This window comes from Rhizobium sp. BK196, assembly GCF_014193255.1.
Classification (GTDB): domain Bacteria; phylum Pseudomonadota; class Alphaproteobacteria; order Rhizobiales; family Rhizobiaceae; genus Rhizobium.
Map to the genome: position 1 here is coordinate 818,275 of NZ_JACHZB010000002.1, position 15,836 is coordinate 834,110.

At 61.3% G+C, this 15,836-nt stretch carries 14 protein-coding genes and 1 riboswitch; of the genes, 5 read left to right on the forward strand and 9 right to left on the reverse strand.

Annotated features, from left to right (window positions below):
• Positions 1 to 112: riboswitch (guanidine-I (ykkC/yxkD leader) on the reverse strand.
• A 286-nt stretch (positions 113 to 398) separates the two neighbouring features.
• The 6 genes from FHT78_RS10370 to FHT78_RS10395 all read right to left on the reverse strand — a co-directional run bounded on the left by FHT78_RS10370 (position 399) and on the right by FHT78_RS10395 (position 6,415).
• Positions 399 to 716: a hypothetical protein gene (locus tag FHT78_RS10370; RefSeq protein WP_183743142.1), complete on the reverse strand. Its 318-nt coding sequence runs from the start codon at positions 714 to 716 to the stop codon at positions 399 to 401.
• Positions 717 to 961: 245 nt separating this feature from the next.
• The gene (locus FHT78_RS10375) at positions 962 to 1,366 is read right to left on the reverse strand and encodes a GFA family protein (RefSeq protein WP_183743144.1); all 405 of its coding nucleotides are present in this window, start codon (positions 1,364 to 1,366) and stop codon (positions 962 to 964) included.
• Positions 1,367 to 1,559: 193 nt separating this feature from the next.
• Positions 1,560 to 3,125, reverse strand: a complete 1,566-nt coding sequence (locus FHT78_RS10380; protein WP_183743507.1) for a gamma-glutamyltransferase family protein — start codon at positions 3,123 to 3,125, stop codon at positions 1,560 to 1,562.
• Positions 3,126 to 3,181: 56 nt separating this feature from the next.
• Positions 3,182 to 4,678, reverse strand: a complete 1,497-nt coding sequence (locus FHT78_RS10385; RefSeq protein WP_183743147.1) for an FGGY-family carbohydrate kinase — start codon at positions 4,676 to 4,678, stop codon at positions 3,182 to 3,184.
• A 15-nt stretch (positions 4,679 to 4,693) separates the two neighbouring features.
• Positions 4,694 to 5,494 carry a BtpA/SgcQ family protein gene (locus tag FHT78_RS10390; protein ID WP_183743149.1) on the reverse strand — a complete coding sequence of 267 codons (801 nt, stop codon included), beginning with the start codon at positions 5,492 to 5,494 and terminating at the stop codon, positions 4,694 to 4,696.
• Between the two features lie 69 nt (positions 5,495 to 5,563).
• Positions 5,564 to 6,415: a DeoR/GlpR family DNA-binding transcription regulator gene (locus FHT78_RS10395; RefSeq protein ID WP_183743151.1), complete on the reverse strand. Its 852-nt coding sequence runs from the start codon at positions 6,413 to 6,415 to the stop codon at positions 5,564 to 5,566.
• A 161-nt stretch (positions 6,416 to 6,576) separates the two neighbouring features.
• On the opposite strand from FHT78_RS10395, the gene FHT78_RS10400 reads away from it, so the two are divergent.
• On the forward strand, positions 6,577 to 7,362 hold the full coding sequence (locus FHT78_RS10400) for an SDR family NAD(P)-dependent oxidoreductase (RefSeq protein WP_183743153.1): 786 nt from the start codon (positions 6,577 to 6,579) through the stop codon (positions 7,360 to 7,362).
• 44 nt (positions 7,363 to 7,406) lie between these two features.
• A complete protein-coding gene (gene ugpC / locus FHT78_RS10405; protein WP_183743155.1) occupies positions 7,407 to 8,555 on the forward strand; it encodes a sn-glycerol-3-phosphate ABC transporter ATP-binding protein UgpC in 1,149 nt (382 codons plus the stop codon).
• 13 nt (positions 8,556 to 8,568) lie between these two features.
• On the opposite strand, the gene FHT78_RS10410 is transcribed toward ugpC, so the two are convergent.
• The 3 genes from FHT78_RS10410 to FHT78_RS10420 all read right to left on the reverse strand — a co-directional run bounded on the left by FHT78_RS10410 (position 8,569) and on the right by FHT78_RS10420 (position 11,879).
• Positions 8,569 to 9,387: a carbohydrate ABC transporter permease gene (locus FHT78_RS10410; RefSeq protein ID WP_183743157.1), complete on the reverse strand. Its 819-nt coding sequence runs from the start codon at positions 9,385 to 9,387 to the stop codon at positions 8,569 to 8,571.
• On the reverse strand, positions 9,384 to 10,325 hold the full coding sequence (locus FHT78_RS10415) for a sugar ABC transporter permease (protein ID WP_348644726.1): 942 nt from the start codon (positions 10,323 to 10,325) through the stop codon (positions 9,384 to 9,386). The genes FHT78_RS10410 and FHT78_RS10415 overlap by 4 nt, the downstream gene beginning before the upstream one ends.
• Before the next feature lie 267 nt (positions 10,326 to 10,592).
• On the reverse strand, positions 10,593 to 11,879 hold the full coding sequence (locus tag FHT78_RS10420; protein WP_183743159.1) for a sugar ABC transporter substrate-binding protein: 1,287 nt from the start codon (positions 11,877 to 11,879) through the stop codon (positions 10,593 to 10,595).
• 220 nt (positions 11,880 to 12,099) lie between these two features.
• Between FHT78_RS10420 and FHT78_RS10425 the strand changes: the two genes are divergently transcribed.
• From FHT78_RS10425 to FHT78_RS10435, 3 genes are read left to right on the forward strand one after another with little or no spacing between them, the layout of a single operon-like run.
• Positions 12,100 to 13,551, forward strand: coding sequence for an NAD(P)/FAD-dependent oxidoreductase (locus tag FHT78_RS10425; RefSeq protein WP_183743161.1), 1,452 nt, complete (start codon positions 12,100 to 12,102; stop codon positions 13,549 to 13,551).
• Positions 13,548 to 14,585 (forward strand): questin oxidase family protein, encoded by a 1,038-nt coding sequence (locus FHT78_RS10430; RefSeq protein ID WP_183743163.1) that lies wholly within the window; start codon positions 13,548 to 13,550, stop codon positions 14,583 to 14,585. The genes FHT78_RS10425 and FHT78_RS10430 overlap by 4 nt, the downstream gene beginning before the upstream one ends.
• 17 nt (positions 14,586 to 14,602) lie before the next feature.
• Complete coding sequence (locus FHT78_RS10435) at positions 14,603 to 15,799, forward strand: amidohydrolase (protein WP_183743164.1); 1,197 nt, start codon at positions 14,603 to 14,605, stop codon at positions 15,797 to 15,799.
• The last annotated feature ends 37 nt before the right edge of the window (positions 15,800 to 15,836 follow it).

A 15,836-nucleotide genomic window follows, 5' to 3' on the forward strand; every position in this document is an offset into this window, starting at 1 on the left:
GTCTCCCGGGCTTTTGTCCCGCCGTGCACCCGACAGGATTTCTCCCCCGCCGGTAGTAGCTCTCGGACCAGCCGCGCTTTTTGAAAACGCCGGAACCCTAGCCACCAACTCTGCTTTTATCGAAGCAAGCACTGTGCCAGTTTATAAATGTCCTTGATTTTCAAAGATCGGCAGATGCACCGCTCCATTTAGCAGATAAAAGTGCATACTGATGCTTAATTTACAGGCAAAACATGGCTATGTGTAAGCGGAGTGCATAAAATTGGCGCGCCTCCACGACTGAACAAGAGCGCCGTATATTCGCGCCAAGAAGATGGTTCCTTGGTGCCTGCACTGCTAGAAATTCAGATTGCCGGCTCGTCGGAAGCGTAGTGCGCGCCCAACTGCGGTCTGACGATCTACGGAATGTCTCTCGACTCCAGTTCCGGGCAGCTTTCTTCGTTTCCGAAAATGATCTCCTTGCGATCTCCGTCAAGTGTCAGTCCCCTGAAGATCAGCACGTTCTCGTCGCGATAGACGATCTCGCTTCGGTAAATACCGGCGCGTATCGCTCTGTTCTTCGCCCGGCTGACGTTGCATTGCCCGATCGGCGGCGACACATGCCAATTAGACGTGCCTTGCGTATCGGTTTGCCAGCCGGCGGCGGAAACAAGCGCCGAACTAACGAGCAGGGCAAATGCTGACAGTAAAAGTTTGAGCGGCAATCGAGATTTCACGACGGTACTCCCAGACAATTCAGCTATCGATGCCGCTGCTATTATCTGAAATTGCCTGCCAGATCATCCGATGGCGCGCCGACCAGCTTTGACTTTTCAGGGAATGGTGAACGATCACGCTCATGATCGATGGGAGATGCCTCCCTGGGTTCAGGTTCGTGCCTGTGCCGCAAAGCCGTGCCAGCAGTCGGCGATGAGTTCGATGCCGCTGATCCGCTTCTTAAGATCTGAAAGAACCGCCGTTTTCAATCTCCCGGCACGCCGGGAAGTGCTGCCGTTTCGCCGAACCAGTCGAGTGCGGAACTGCACCAGATCTGGCTCTTCGGCTTCAGCGTGACACGCTGGTTGATGCTGCCCCAGCGGATGCCCCAGCTGCGGGCGTCCTCGTCGACGCCCGTGGTGAAGAGCGGCGAGCCACATTCCGGGCAAAAGTATTGCAGGCGCTTGCGGCCGTTATCGGCGGTCTTGGTATAGAGCTTCGGTGGATTGCCGGTCAGGCGCACGGCCTCGCGCGGCACACTTGCGGTGACGCGATAGGGTGAGCCGGTTAGCCGCTGGCAATCCGTGCAATGGCAGATGGAGATCGCGTCGGGATCGATGTCGGCCTCATAGGTAACGAAGCCGCAATGACATTGCCCGTCGATATTCATGAAGGCTGCTCCTCTCACCGCACGAACATGGCTGAAGGTAGCGGCTCGCTGCCCGGCGTCAACGTGCGGCTCGCGACCCGTGACAAGCCAGGTCTCCAGCTTGCAGATCGTCCGGCGGTTACGAACATACGCAGTCAAATTTTGGTTTTGCCCGCCTCGGCGCTTTGAAGGCGTCTCGCGGACGCGTGGCCACCTAACTCCTGCCGTCGGAAGAGATCCCAATCGCCAGTCCGTCGCCACGTGGATCATGGGCGCCAAGTGCCAAGCCTTCCGCGTCGATGGCAATCACGCCTGCCTGTCCTGCAAGCGGGCTCTGCGCCTCGATCGGTGATAGCGCGTGGCCTCGTGTCAGCAGTTCGGCAAGCACCGCTTCACCGGCATCGCTTTCCAGCTTCAGGCTGTCGCGGCTGTCGGAAAAGGTTTTGCCGAGCAGAAAGCGCGGACCGGCCAGTGCGGCTGCCGGTTCCTCCTCGAAGTCGATCAGCCGCGTCAGCAGCATCGCCAGCGTCTGTGGCTGGCCATCGGCACCCTGCGTGCCGTAGAGCAGAGCGGGTCTGCCGTTTCGCAGGCCGAGGCCGGGATTCAAGGTGTAGAATGGCCGTTTGCCTGGAGCGATACCATTTACATGTTTGGGATCGGGCGAGAAAGCGGCACCGCGGTTCTGCCAGAGAATTCCGGTATCGCCGACGACCACGCCGCTGCCCCAATCGAAATAGGTGCTCTGCAAAACGCTGACGCTGCCCCCCGCTGCATCGGTTGCGGCGAAGAACACGGTATCGCCGCTACGAAAGGGGGCTGGCCATTCGAGGGCTCTTAGGGGATCGATCGAAGCTGCCGCCTGCGCGAGATGTTGCGTGCTCAGCCAGTCCCCCACCGGCTGCGGTGCGGCATCGGGATCGGCAATGCCGCCACGGTCGAGAAAGGCGCGTTTGACGGCTTCGATACAGAGGTGCAGATGGTCGGCGCTGCCGGCTTTTTGGGCGGCGAGATCGAAATGGGCGAGAATGCCCATGATCGCCAGCGTCGACAGACCCTGTGTCGGCGGCGGCGGAGCAAGCAGCTCGAAGCCGCGGTAGGGGAGGCTGAGTGGCGCTACTTCGCGCGTTCCGGTCGCCATGAGATCGGCGGCGGTTAAGGGGGAGCCCGCCGCCTGAAGCCCTGCCGCGATCCTCGTGCCGAGTTCGCCCTCGTAGAAGGAGCGCGGCCCGTCGCGGGCGATCAGCGAAAGCGAGTGCGCCAAATTCCTCTGCCGAAACAGACTGCCGGTTTCAGGTGCTGCGCCATCCGGCATGAAGAGCGTTGAAAAACCCGACCAGCCGGCCACTTCCGCCTGTCGGAATGTGAGCCAGAAGCTTTGCGAGCGCGTGACCGGAAATCCCTCTTCGGCGTGGCGGATCGCATCGGCAAGCAAGACGGAGAAACCGATCTTTCCGCCCCAGTGCCGCGTGGAATAGTCGTACGCGTGGCGCCAGGCGTCGACGGCGCAGGCCGAAGTCAGCGCAGAAAGCGGTCCCCGCAGTGGAATGCTGCCGTCGAAACTCGGCAGTTCCCGCGCCGCCTGGCCGATGCCGAGAAAACATGTCCTCCGTCCGCTGCGATCAGCAACGATCCAGACGGAATCGCCGCCGAGCCCGCAGAAATGCGGATAGACAACGGCAATCGTGCTGCCGATGGCGATCGCTGCCTCCAGCGCGTTGCCGCCAGCCTGCAGGATCGCCGCACCTGCCTCGCTCGCCAGCGCATGCGGAGACGTCACCATGCCGCTGCGTCCGGCCGCCTGTTTTCCGAAGTCCCGGCCTGCCGGTATCGCCATGTTCAAATCCCGTTGGATCCAGGTCTGTAATGCGCGCGATAGGTCCGGTAGCCCCGATCATAAACGGCAGCATTGTCGGGATTGGGGGTGATCCATTCGCCCTGGCCGACAAAGGCGGTCACGCCGGACCAATCCTCGGTGAGCCTCGCGCCGATCGCTGCGGCCCAGGCGACGCCGAGACAGGAGCCGGGATGGCCGGTGAGACCCTGCAGTGGCTGCTGCAGCACGTCGGACACAATCTGCATCCAGATAGGGCTCTGCGATCCCCCGTCCGAGACGATGAAACGCGTCGTCGGATGACCGATATCGTTCAAGACGTCGATATGATGGCGTAGCGCATATGCATAGGCCTCCAGCAGCGCCCGCCAGAGATGGCCGATATGGTGCGAGAGCGTCAGCCCGTCAATCAAGCCGCGCGCGCTGGCATCGTGGATCGGCGTCTTCTCGCCGAGGAAGTAGGGCAGGATCGTCAGCCCGTCCGCGCCGGCCGCGCATTCCGCGGCCAGCCGGTCGAGATAGCGGTGTACCGATATTCCCTCCGCCTTTGCCGCGATCTCCTCGCGTCCGGCGAAGGTGCGGACGAACCAGTTAAGTCCCGAGCCGCCGGTCGACATGCAGCCGTTCGGCATATAGAGCCCCGGCACCAGATGATAATCGAGGAACATGCGCGGATCGGGCCGGGCGACATCCGTCGCTGTCAGGATATCCACCGCGCCGCCGAATTTCAGCAACACGTCGCCCGCCTTATTGATCCCCGCGCCGAAGGCCGAGGCGACCATGTCGGCTGCCCCGCCGATAACAGGCGTTCCAGGTGAAAGTCCCGTCGCCCTGGCGGCCTCGCGGCTGACATGGCCAAGCACTTCGTGCGATAATATCTTCCGAGGAATGGCATCCCGTCGAATCCTGGCAAACGCGATCAATTCGTCGTCGAGCCTGCCGGTACTGATATCGATGAAACCCGCTTCCAGTGCCCAGTTCTGCTCGATCGCCTTCTTTCCAGTCAGCTTCCAATTGACGAAATCATAGGAACCCATAATGGTTGCAATGCGCGCGAAGACCTCGGGCTCATGCCGGGCGATCCAGCGCAGCTTAGCCGTCACCAGCTGCTGATTGATGCCGTTTCCCGCTCTGCGGAGAAAATCCGCCTCATTCCACTCGGCCCTGAGCTCCTCGACTTCCTCGCCGCAGCGCCCGTCGCTCTGCTGGATGCTGGGCCTCAGCACCCTGCCGGCGTCATCAAGGAGCACAACGGCCGGCAACATGCCGGTCACACCGACGGCCGCTATTTGCCGTGCCTCGATCCCGCTCGTCGCGATCAATTCCCTGGTAATTTCGCAAACATTCGCCCACCATTCCGCCGGGTCTTCCTCGGCCCAGCCGTGCTGCGGCGAATGAAGCGTCGAAGGCCGCGAGGCAAGCCCCAGCACGCGGTTTGGCAGTTCGATCAAGATGCCGATGGTGGAGGTGGTGCCGATATCGAGGCCGAGCGTAATGGACATAAAGGTTCCGGTCGTTTAGCGCAGCTTTTCGACGATCTCCATGAAACGCCTCACCCGGTCGCCGTCGACGGGGTTCCATGTATTGCCATCCACCTTGAAATGGGTGCCGATGACGACGCCGCTGGCAACGCTCAATATCTCGCGCACATTGTCTTTGTTGACGCCCGTATTAGCAAAGACCGGAACGTCCCGGACCGTCTCGCAGACGCGCCTCAGGTCCGATTGATCGACGGCCTGCCCTGTCAGCGGTCCTGAAACCAGGATGGCATCGGCGAGCGACGAGAATACGGCGCTTTTTGCCCTGAGCTCAATCGGGCGCTGGTCCAACGAATGGGCAAATTCGGCGTTGATGTTGAAGAGCATCTTCATATCTGCGCGGCCGAGACTATGCCGCAGCCGCGCTGCCTTGGCGCAATCGGGCTGCCAGACACCCATGTCAGAGGCGAACACCCCAGTGAATATCTCGCGAACGAAGCTCGCGCCGGTTACCGCGCCGATCGCAACGCTTGCCGAAGGATCCCAGAGATAGTTCACGCCGAATGGCACGGCCAGATGCGGCTTCACCCGCTCGACGATAGAGGTCATCGCCGCCAATCCCTCGGGCGGCGCCTGGAAGACGTAGGGCCTGTCGTTCTCGTTCCCGAACATGATGGCGTCGACACCGCCCGCCTGCAGTTTCTCGACATCGGAAAGCACGTCGTCGACGAGCCTGTTCACCCCACCGGCAGCGTCATAGGCTGGCGAGCCGGGCAAGGCGCCGATATGCGCCATCGCGATGACCGCTTTCTTCTTGACGCCAAAAAAATCAAAGATCATGCGAGAACTCCTTGAAGCGCAATCGGATGGACGGGCATCCGCGGGGGGACGGATGCGGGAGAGGGCACATCAAAGCAGCGGCTGCTCCTCGGGCGCGATGCGCACCTGGACGCCGGCGGCAGCGAGCGCATCGGCAAGTTCGGCCGGCGGCATGGCATCGGTGATCAGCACGTCGAATTGCTGCAGTGGCGCAATATGCACCAGCGACATGCGCTTGAACTTGGTGGAATCGCAAAGCACCACCTTCTGCGTCGCGCGACGCAGATAGACCCGCTTCATATCGGTGTCCTCGAAGGAATAGTCATAAATTCCCTGCGCCGTGATTCCGGATACGCCGACGAAGGCAATGTCGAACCAAAGCTCCTCGAATTGCGCGACGGCCGATTGGCTGCTGATCGCCATTTCTTCGCCGCGCATGCGTCCACCGGGCAAGTAGACCTCGCCGATGCCAGTGCCGAGCTGCATGGCGTTGCGCACGCTGTTGGTGAATATCTTCATATGCGGCTGGTTGAGCAGCAGACCGGACAACAGATAGGTCGTGGTGCCGACGTCAAGCGCCAGCGTGCGCGCGCCGGCAGCAATGCCTGCCGCCGCCATCGCGATAGCCCGCTTGGCGGCGGCATTGCGTGTCAGCCGGGATTCGAAGGTCGGCTCCTCGCGATCGACAACTTCACCGGCAACTGGCTCAAAGGCCTTGCCGCTGCGCACCGCGCCACCATGCGTGCGCACCAGCCTGCCATCTTTTTCGAGTTCAATCAGGTCGCGGCGCACGGTCATTTCGGAAACGGCAAGCTGCGAGGCGATATCACTGACGGAGACCGCGCCTTTGCGTGCCAGCGTCTCCAGGATGCGCGCATGCCGCACATGGGCCAGAACCTTAGGCTTCTCCGCTGCGGCGACCATCTGCTGTTCCGCGTCCATGATACGCTTCTCATCCTCCCGCCGCAGTTCGCGGCTGCACCTGTCTGATTGTTGCCTCCTGTGTACCGAATAATTCGAACAAATTCAAACACAAATTTCTCTTGTCGTGTACGATTTTGTTGATATATGATCGACGATGTTTCCATTCCACGAGGGCGGGCATGCAGTCTCCGAACTATCCAGAACTCTCCGGCAAGCGTGCCATCGTCACCGGCGGAGCGACGGGGATAGGGCGCGCGATCGCGACTTCCCTGTCCCGTCAGGCAATCCAGGTCGCAATCTGCGACATCAATCTGGCTGCCGCCGAACAGACGGCGGCCGAGATCGGCAACGGCGCGACCGCGCATGCGATCGACGTTCGTAAGCGCGCCTCCGTCGAGGCGACTTTTTCCGAGGTGGTCGAGAAGGTGGGTGGTTACGATATCCTCTGCGCCAATGCCGGCGTCTCCACGATGCAGCATGCGCTGGAACTGACGGACGAGGAGTGGGACTATAATTTCGACGTCAACATTCGCGGCATCTTCCTGACCAACCAGATTGCCGCCCGCCGTTTCACGCGTACCGGCACTGGCGTCATCGTCAATACGGCCTCGCTTGCCGCAAAGATCGGCGCTCCGCTGTTGGCCCATTATTCTGCCAGCAAATTTGCCGTGCTCGGCTGGACGCAGGCGCTCGCCCGTGAGCTTGCAGCTTCGGGCATCCGCGTCAACGCCGTCTGTCCCGGTTTCGTCAAGACGGGCATGCAGGAGCGCGAGATCGCCTGGGAGGCGAGCCTTCGCGGCGTCACGCCCGAACGCGTCGTTGCGGATTATATCGCTCAGACGCCGCTTGGCCGGCTGGAAACGCCGGAGGATGTGGCCGATGTCGTCGTTTTCCTCTGCTCGAATTCGGCTCGCTTCATGACCGGGCAGGGCATCAATGTCACCGGCGGCGTCTATACGACCTGAGCCTTCCAGGATCCCAACAGGCCTTCGTTCATCAGGGAAAGAGCATGGCTGAAATCGTCTTCGACCAGGTCAGCAAGAGCTATGGCGATAGTTATGCGGCAATCCGCAACCTCAACATGACCATCCGCAACGGCGAATTCCTGGTCCTGGTCGGCCCCTCCGGCTGCGGCAAGTCGACGGCGTTGCGCATGATCGCGGGCCTCGAAGAGATTACCGATGGCCGGCTGACGATCAACGGCGCCGTCGTCAACGACCTTGCCCCGCGCGACCGCGATATCGCTATGGTCTTCCAGTCCTATGCACTCTACCCACATCTGACCGTGGCCGACAATATCGGCTTCGGCCTTCGCGTGCGCGGCCTCGACAAGGCAGAAATCGCCCGCAAGGTGCAGGAGACAGCGAAGCTCCTGGAGCTCGAGGACTATCTCGCCCGCAAACCTGCTCAACTCTCCGGCGGCCAGCGCCAGCGCGTCGCCATGGGGCGGGCGCTCGCCCGCAGCCCGCAGGCCTTCTTGATGGATGAGCCGCTTTCCAATCTCGATGCTCGCCTGCGCGGCCAGATGCGTGCCGAAATTGCCCGCATGCAGAAAATATCGGGCATCACGACGGTCTATGTCACCCATGACCAGGTCGAGGCCATGACCATGGGCGACCGCGTCGCCGTCATGAAGAGTGGTGTGCTGCAGCAGCTTGGCACGCCGCGCAGTCTTTATGATCAGCCGGCCAATCTCTTTGTCGCAAGCTTCATGGGCTCGCCGGCGATAAATCTGTTGGCCGTCGATCTCTTTACGACGGATGACGGACCTGAAGCCCGCTTCGGCAGGGCTTCCATCCTGTTTTCCGGCGAGGCGCTTGCGGAACGGCCGGCCATCGCCGCTGCTGCCGGCCGCCCCGTCGTGCTTGGCATCCGCCCGGAAGCGTTTCAGCCGGTCGACGCAGGCGGTCTGGCTGGAACTGTCACTTTCGTTGAGGATCTCGGCGCCAGTCTTCTCGTCCATGTCGAGGTCGAAGCCGCCGACCGGCTCAAATCGCTCTCGGCCGAAGAGGATGACGTGCCGCTATCGGCTCCACGCCTGCGTGTCATCATTGACGGGACCAGCCGTGTGAAAATCGGCGAGCGCCTGTCGCTTGCCGCCGATCCCGCCCGCATCCATGTCTTTGATGCCGCGACTGAGGCGGCGATCCGCGCCTGAGCGCGTCGCCTTTTTAGTGAATACCCTTCGTTAAGCCCTGCACGAAATAGCGGTTGAGGAAGAGCACGATCAGCACGATTGGGATCGTCGAGAAATGCGCCAGCGCGCCGAGCGTGCCCCAGGTGATGTCTTTCGTCCCGTACGCTGAAAGCAGCGCGACCGAGATTGGTTTGGAATCCAGCCGGGTCAGGAACATCGGGTAGAGGAAGTCGTTCCAGGAGAACATCAGACAGAAGAGCGCAGAGGCAATGACGCCCGAGCGCACCGCTGGCAGAGCCACGCGCCGGAAGGAGCCGAACAGCGTGCATCCATCCGTCAGCGCAGCTTCCTCCAGTTCCTTCGGCAGACTGCGGAAATAGGAAAACATCATCCAGGAGACGAAGGCCGAGTTCAGCATCGCGTTGATGAGGACGACGGCGATCCAGCTGCCGAGCAGCCCGATATTGCGCATCATAAGATAGAAGGGGATCAGCGCAGCGACGGCCGGCACCATGCGGATCGCCATGAAGAAATAGGCAACGGCAACGGCATAGCGGCTCGTCGAGCGCGCCAGCGCATAACCGGCCGGTACGCCGAGCACCAATGAGAGGATGACGGAGCCGCCGGCGATCAGGAGGCTCGATGATAGCAGGCTCCACACGTCGAAGAGACGGAAGACCGTCGCAAATTGCTCGAAGGTCGGCATGAAGGTCAGTTTCGGGGGGATCGAAAAGATGTCACGCGACGGCTTGTAGGCGGTCGAGGCCAGCCACAGGAAAGGCAGCAGGAAAAAGGCTAGCATGACCAGAATGAAGCCGCGCTCGCCGATGCGGCTGAGACTGCGTTTGCTCATCGCCCGTTTGCCTTTCTGTCCGCCTTGCGGATCAACAGAATGAAGCCTGCCGCGATCACGGCAATGCAAATCAGCGTCAGGTTGGCGATCGCCGAGGCGCGGCCGATATTGAAGAATTCCAGCCCCTGCTTTACCGCATGCAGCATCAATGTGTTGGTCGCGTTGCCCGGCCCGCCGCCAGTCGTCACATAGACGCTGTCGAAAACCCGGAAGGCATCGATGGTGCGCAGCGTCAACGCCAGCAAGATCGAAGGCAGCATCAAGGGGATGACGATGATCCTCAGCCGCTGCAGCGCTGTTGCTCCATCCACTTCAGAGGCCTCGAGAATATCGCCCGGCAGCGCTTTCAGGCCCGCAAGCAGGATCAGTGCCACCAGCGGCGTCCATTCCCAGATGTCGACGAAGATAAGGGTCGCCAACGCCGAGTTCGGATTGGCGAAAAGCCCGCGCGGGTCGGAAATCCCGAAATCGGCGAGATAATAGCCGATGAGACCGTAGTCGGCGAGCAGCAGCGCCCTGAAGATCAGCCCGACGACGAGCGGCGTGATCGTGACTGGAATTAGGATCAGCGCCAGGCAGATCCGGTTGAAGCGGTCGTCGCGCCAGAGCGCCAGCGCAATAGCAAAACCGAGCAGCAATTCGACGCTCACGGCACCGACCGTGAAAATGACGGTGTTGACGAACGCACCGCGCGTCACGGTATCCGAAAGAAGATCGACATAATTGCCGAGCCCGACGAAATGCGTCCGCGCCGGTTTCAACAGATTGTATTCGTAGAGACTGAACCAGATGCCCTGCGCCAGCGGCCAGACACCGATGACAAGCACGTAAATGACGGCCGGCAGGGTCATCAGGATGAAGAACAGGCGCCTGCGCTCGAGATAAGAAACGCTCAAGGCGGGAGAGGGCTTCAGCGCGGAAACGAGAGATAGGGTCACGTTACATCCATCAGGTTCCTGGTCCGATGCGCGGCATGGGGATCGAGCCCGGAGTTCAACCGATCATGAAGCCTGTGGCGCGTCGGATCAATGGGCTGGAAACAGTGGGAAGCGCGCCCAGGATCCGGATGACTTCGGTCGCGTTGACCAAGATCCGAAGCTGCATCCAAATCGAAGAGGAAGAGCTTCTGCCGAAAACCACTTCTATTTTCGGCAGAGCGCTTCAGGCGCGGCCCAGGGGAGGGAACTGTGCAGCGTCAACCGTCGTCAAAAGAGCTTCGCAGCCGCTTCCTGGGCGGCATCAAGTGCCTTCTTTGGATCGGCGTTGCCGACGAGTACGTCGTTGACGGCGGTGCCCAGCAGGTCCTGAATCTCCGGATATTGCGGGATGCGCGGACGATATTCGCCGTCACCATGCTCGAATGTCTCGGCGATCACCGGCAGGAAGGGGAACTTCTTCAGCAGATCGGGATCGGTCATCTCGCTCTTGCGCAGGAAGCTGCCGGCGCCCATCATGTTGAATTCCTTGTGCACCGACGGGCTGACCAGCCATTTGATGAAGGCCCAGGCCGCTTCCTTCTGCGCGTCCTTGATGCCGGCGTTGATCGCCATGCCCCAGCCGCCGATCCCGTAAAGCTTCGGCAGGCCGGCGCCGCGCGGGGCGGTCGTGATCGCTACCTTGTCGACGATCTTGGAAATCGCAGGATCGTAGTAGCCGGGAGCGCCGACCGACCATGTCTGCATGGTCGCGGCGATGCCCTGGCGGAAGCTTTCCTCGCGCCCGCCCCAGTCATAGTTAACGGCCCCGGGAGGAGCGGCCTTCATGAAGAGGTCCTTATAGACGGTCAGGCTCTTGATATTGGCTTCGGAATTGAGTGCCGGCTTGCCATCCGAGCCGAGGATCGAACCGCCCATCTCGGTATTATACTGCATCCAGTCCTGGGCGACCGCAGGGCCTTTCTGGCCGTTGGCAACGAATCCGTAAATCTTCTTGCCGGGATCGGTCAGCTTGTAGGCTGCCGCAATCATTTCTTCCATCGTCGCCGGCGCCTTCAGTCCGGCCGCATCGAACAGATCCTTGCGATAAGCAAGCACGTTGGCATAACCTGCAAAGGGGAAGGCAACCTGTTTGTCGCCCCAATGGCCAAGCGCGTTGAGAAGCGTCGGATAAATGTCATCGAGCTTCAATTCGGCGGCGTCGCGTTTCATCCATTCGGTGAGGTCGACAGTGTATTTGTTTTCGGCATACTGGCCGGCCCAGACGATATCCATCGTCACCAGGTCGTAGCCGCCGGTGCCGCCGACGAAATCGGTCGTCGTCTTCGTCAGAAGCGAGCCGTAGTCGAGAATGTCGACCTTGACGGTGGCGCCTGTCTCCTCGGTGAATTTCGGCGCGATGGCAGCCAGAACAGCTGCGAACTGGTCGTTTTGCGAGGCGAGCGTCAGAGCGATGCCTTCGTATTTCCTGTCGGCGCCGATGGCGGAGCCCACGAATGCGACGGAGACGAGGCCTGCGATCGCAAATTTCCCTGCAATACTGCTGAGCGATGTCATGTTTGCTCCCCTTTTTTTGGTTGACCAGAGGCAATATACATCAAACAAAATCGCACTCAAGCGCACTTGACAAAAAACACTAAACATTAAAAATCACAAATTAGAACATATTCGCGCATAAATGTCCATATTTTGTGCGCGTTGCATAAAAAATAGAAGTGAACTGACCGTTTTCTGCGCGTCTATACTATCCCGTCCAACGCTCACGAGCTGCACATTCATGAAGACCACGCCGGACGAGCGCCTGAGAGAGCTGGAACGTCGCGCCGATGATGAGATGGCGCGCATAGAGGCGTTCTGCGCCGACTGGCCGAAACTCGGCGATGAAGACCGCGACAACTTCCATTCCGTCGTCATCTGCGGTGCCGGCCTCTCCGGCCTGTCGATCGCCTTCGCCCTGAAACGGCGCGGCGTCAGGTCGGTCCATGTGATAGATCAGAGCGAAGAGGGCAGGGAGGGCCCCTGGATGACGTGCGCCCGCATGCGGACCCTGCGTTCACCGAAATATCTGTCAGGCCCAGACCTTGGCATTCCGAGCCTGACGCTGCGCTCCTGGTACGAGGCGATGCATGGCGCCGATGCCTGGGAAACGCTCGACAAGGTCAGCCGTCAGGATTGGATGGCATATCTCACCTGGTTCCGCAGGACTGTCGGCATCGACGTAGAAAACGGGACAACTCTTTCTTCGATAGATCCGGCTGAGGGCGGACTTGCTCTCGCTCTGGCAAAAAGCGACGGCACCAGCCGCACGCTCACCTGTCGCCATTTGGTGATGGCCACCGGTATCGATGGCTGCGGCGGCCCACGCATACCCGCGATGGTCAAGACGCTTCCGAAATCCGCATGGACGCATAGCAGCGAGCCGATACCCATCGATTTTCTCGAGGGCAGGGATGTCGCAATCCTTGGCGGCGGCACGTCGAGCTTCGACTGGGCGGTGGCGGCCTTGGAGGCCGGAGCCCGAGAGGTCACGATGTTTGCGCGAAGCGCCGATCTGCCGCGCACGGAGGTTCTCGCCTGGACCAACTTCCCCGGTTTTCTCGGCCATTTCGCCGACCTGCCGGATCTTGAACGTTGGCGGTTCGCTAATCTCTACTTCAATTTCAAGGTACCGCCGACACAGGAGCAATATGACCGGGCCTGCAGCCACCCCGGTTTCACCCTGCGCCTCGGCTGCGATGTCCGCGAACTCTCGATGGACGGCGGCAGCATCCGGCTGACGACCGCAAGCGGCATCTTCCGGGCCGATCATCTTCTGCTGGGCACCGGCTACGAGATTGATTTCGCGCTCAGGCCCGAGCTTGCCGGCCTCGTCGATTCCGTCGCGCTTTGGAAGCACCGCTTTCAGCCGCCTCAGGGAGAGGAAAGCGCCCTGCTCGCGTGCCATCCCTATCTTGGTCCTGGTTTCGAGCTCATTCCAAGACAGTCCGAAGCCGGCTGGGTCTCGCGCATCCACATGTTCAATGCCGGCGCTCTGGTCAGTCTCGGGCCGATCAGCAACGGCGTCACCGGCCTCAAATACGGCGTGCCGCGCATCGTCGGCGCCCTGGTGAAAGCGCTGTTCATCGAGGACTCCAACCGGTATCTTGAATCATTGGCCGCCTATGGTGAACCACATTTCGATCCTGGCATAGACGAGACCGTCACGACACCAAGGGAGGTTTTGACATGAGGCAGGCTGCCGCCGTTCAAGTTTCGGGATTGGAGACCGTCCTTTCGCGGGCACGCGAAGACAGCGTCGAATTTCCCTATCTCCTCGCCAACCACGCGCCGATGGTGCTGATCGCGCTCGATCGCCTCGGCGCCTCGCCGGAACGGCTGGAGCAATGGTACGAGCAGTATCGCGCGAGCAATGGCCTTCCGCCTATGCCGCCACCGGTTGCTCCAATTGCCCGGGCAGCCTGGATCGACGCGCTTGGCGATCGCACGCGCGAGGCGGATTATCGCGCCTTCTTCATCGCCGAAACCCGCAGGCTCGGCATCGATGCCGTTATCCGCACCTATCTCCCTGCGATGGTGAACGGCCTTGCCGGCAGCGCCACGCATCCGCTGATGCGCCTTGCCTACGGTGTCCTCAAGAAGGATGACGACGAGGTCGGCACCGCGCTCGGTTATTGGGCGGCCTGTTATCTGCCGCTGCCGCCCGCGACCGGCCGTGCTCCCGATACGGATGATCCAGGACGCGTCCTTGCCGACGTCGGCAATATCGAAGGTATTCGCAGCTACGAGCCTGAAACGGATCTGCTTTGGCATAACATCCGCGCCGTCGCCGCACTTCCGGGCTTCCGTCCTGTTATCGACCGCCTTGCTTTCAAGGCCGATACGCCGCGCCGCATGGCCGCGACCTCGCTCGCACTCTTCGCCGGAACTATGGATTTCTCCGCACTCCATTCCGTCACCGGCTTGCACTGGCTGCGCCTCGTTTCCCGGCACCTCCAAGACGCCGAGCCTTTCTACCGAGCTTTTTGGCAGGTGATCGCCGCGCTGGTACCGAAGATCGGTTTTCCAGCACTCCCTACCGCCGAGGCACTAGAAGAGATGCGCGATCGGCAAGCGCCCGCCTGGCAGGAGATCAAACAAGCCGCGATTGCTTCGGATGACGAACACGATATCAGCCTGGTCTTCTCCGCCTTGCAGGAGGAGGAGGTTTGGAAGGATCCGCTCTATCGCGTCGTAGCGGCGCGCAGGGTTGGGCTGATTGCATAGCGGATGATGGAAAGTAGATGACGCCGAGCCTCGTAATCGAAAACGCCAGAACCGAAGCCGGCGAGATCGTCTCGCTCGTTCTCGACAATGACCGGATCGCCGCGATCGGCCAGAATGTAACGGCCGGCGTCGGTCCCGCAGTGCCGCGTTTCGATGCGGCAGGCGGCCTGCTCTGCCCTCCCTTCGTCGACGGTCACGTTCACCTGGATAAGACACTGATTGGCTTACCTTTCATTCCCCATATCCCGGGCGATACGGTCGCCAAGCGTATCGAGGCGGAAAAATCTCTGCTGCGCACGGTGGCTCTGCCGGTCGAAGCCCGCGGCGGCGCCCTGCTGGAGAGGCTCGCAGCCTACGGCACACTCTCCGTTCGCAGCCACGTCGATATCGATACCGACGTCGGCTTGAAAGGCCTCGAGGCCGTGCTCTCGCTGAAGCAGAGCCATGGTCATCTCGTCGATATCCAGACCGTCGCCTTTCCGCAATCCGGTGTGCTGCGCAATCCCGGCACCGCGGCGCTGCTCGACGCGGCCATCGCCGCAGGCGCCGACCTCGTCGGTGGCCTCGATCCCGCCGGCATCGACAACGATGTGACCGGGCATCTCGACGCGATCTTCGCCGTCGCCGGTAAATACGGTGTCGGGCTGGATATCCACCTGCATGACGGCGGCGCGCTCGGCGCGTTCGAGCTTCGGCAGATTGCCGACCGCACGGCAGCCCTCGGCCTCGAAGGCAAGGTGGTCGTCAGCCATGCGTTCTGCCTTGGCGCGTTAGAAGATGTCGATTTCGGCCACACGGCTGCGGCACTCGCCAGATCGGGTGTGGCGATCATGACCAGCGCGCCGGGACCCGTCCCCATGCCGCCCGTCAAGCGGCTCGCTGCCGCCGGCGTTCGCCTCTTCTGTGCCAATGACAACATCCGCGATGCCTGGTCGCCTTTCGGCAATGGCGACATGCTGGAGCGCGTCGGCATCCTCTGCGATCGCCAGGACTTCCGTTCGGATGCGGACTTGGTTGCGGCCTTTCGTTTGGCGACGCAGGCGCCGGCCGAAATCCTCGGCCGCCCCGTCGGCCCGCTCCAAGCCGGCTCACCTGCCGATTTTGTCATCCTGCCTTCCGCGTCGTTGGCAGAGGCCGTCGCCGTTCGTCCTCTTGATCGAACCGTCTTCCGCCGTGGTGTCATCATCGCCCGTGGCGGCCGGTTGGTCGCCTGAATTTTCCGTCAATGCGCAGCGCATAGGAGCATCGCTG

Coding starts and splice junctions, on each gene's coding strand:
- FHT78_RS10375 (WP_183743144.1), bottom strand. CDS start 1,366: ATGAATATCGACGGGCAATGTCATTGCGGCTTCGTTACCTATGAGGCC.
- FHT78_RS10380 (WP_183743507.1), bottom strand. CDS start 3,125: ATGGTGACGTCTCCGCATGCGCTGGCGAGCGAGGCAGGTGCGGCGATC.
- FHT78_RS10385 (WP_183743147.1), bottom strand. CDS start 4,678: ATGTCCATTACGCTCGGCCTCGATATCGGCACCACCTCCACCATCGGC.
- FHT78_RS10390 (WP_183743149.1), bottom strand. CDS start 5,494: ATGATCTTTGATTTTTTTGGCGTCAAGAAGAAAGCGGTCATCGCGATG.
- FHT78_RS10395 (WP_183743151.1), bottom strand. CDS start 6,415: ATGGACGCGGAACAGCAGATGGTCGCCGCAGCGGAGAAGCCTAAGGTT.
- FHT78_RS10400 (WP_183743153.1), top strand. CDS start 6,577: ATGCAGTCTCCGAACTATCCAGAACTCTCCGGCAAGCGTGCCATCGTC.
- ugpC (WP_183743155.1), top strand. CDS start 7,407: ATGGCTGAAATCGTCTTCGACCAGGTCAGCAAGAGCTATGGCGATAGT.
- FHT78_RS10410 (WP_183743157.1), bottom strand. CDS start 9,387: ATGAGCAAACGCAGTCTCAGCCGCATCGGCGAGCGCGGCTTCATTCTG.
- FHT78_RS10420 (WP_183743159.1), bottom strand. CDS start 11,879: ATGACATCGCTCAGCAGTATTGCAGGGAAATTTGCGATCGCAGGCCTC.
- FHT78_RS10425 (WP_183743161.1), top strand. CDS start 12,100: ATGAAGACCACGCCGGACGAGCGCCTGAGAGAGCTGGAACGTCGCGCC.
- FHT78_RS10430 (WP_183743163.1), top strand. CDS start 13,548: ATGAGGCAGGCTGCCGCCGTTCAAGTTTCGGGATTGGAGACCGTCCTT.
- FHT78_RS10435 (WP_183743164.1), top strand. CDS start 14,603: ATGACGCCGAGCCTCGTAATCGAAAACGCCAGAACCGAAGCCGGCGAG.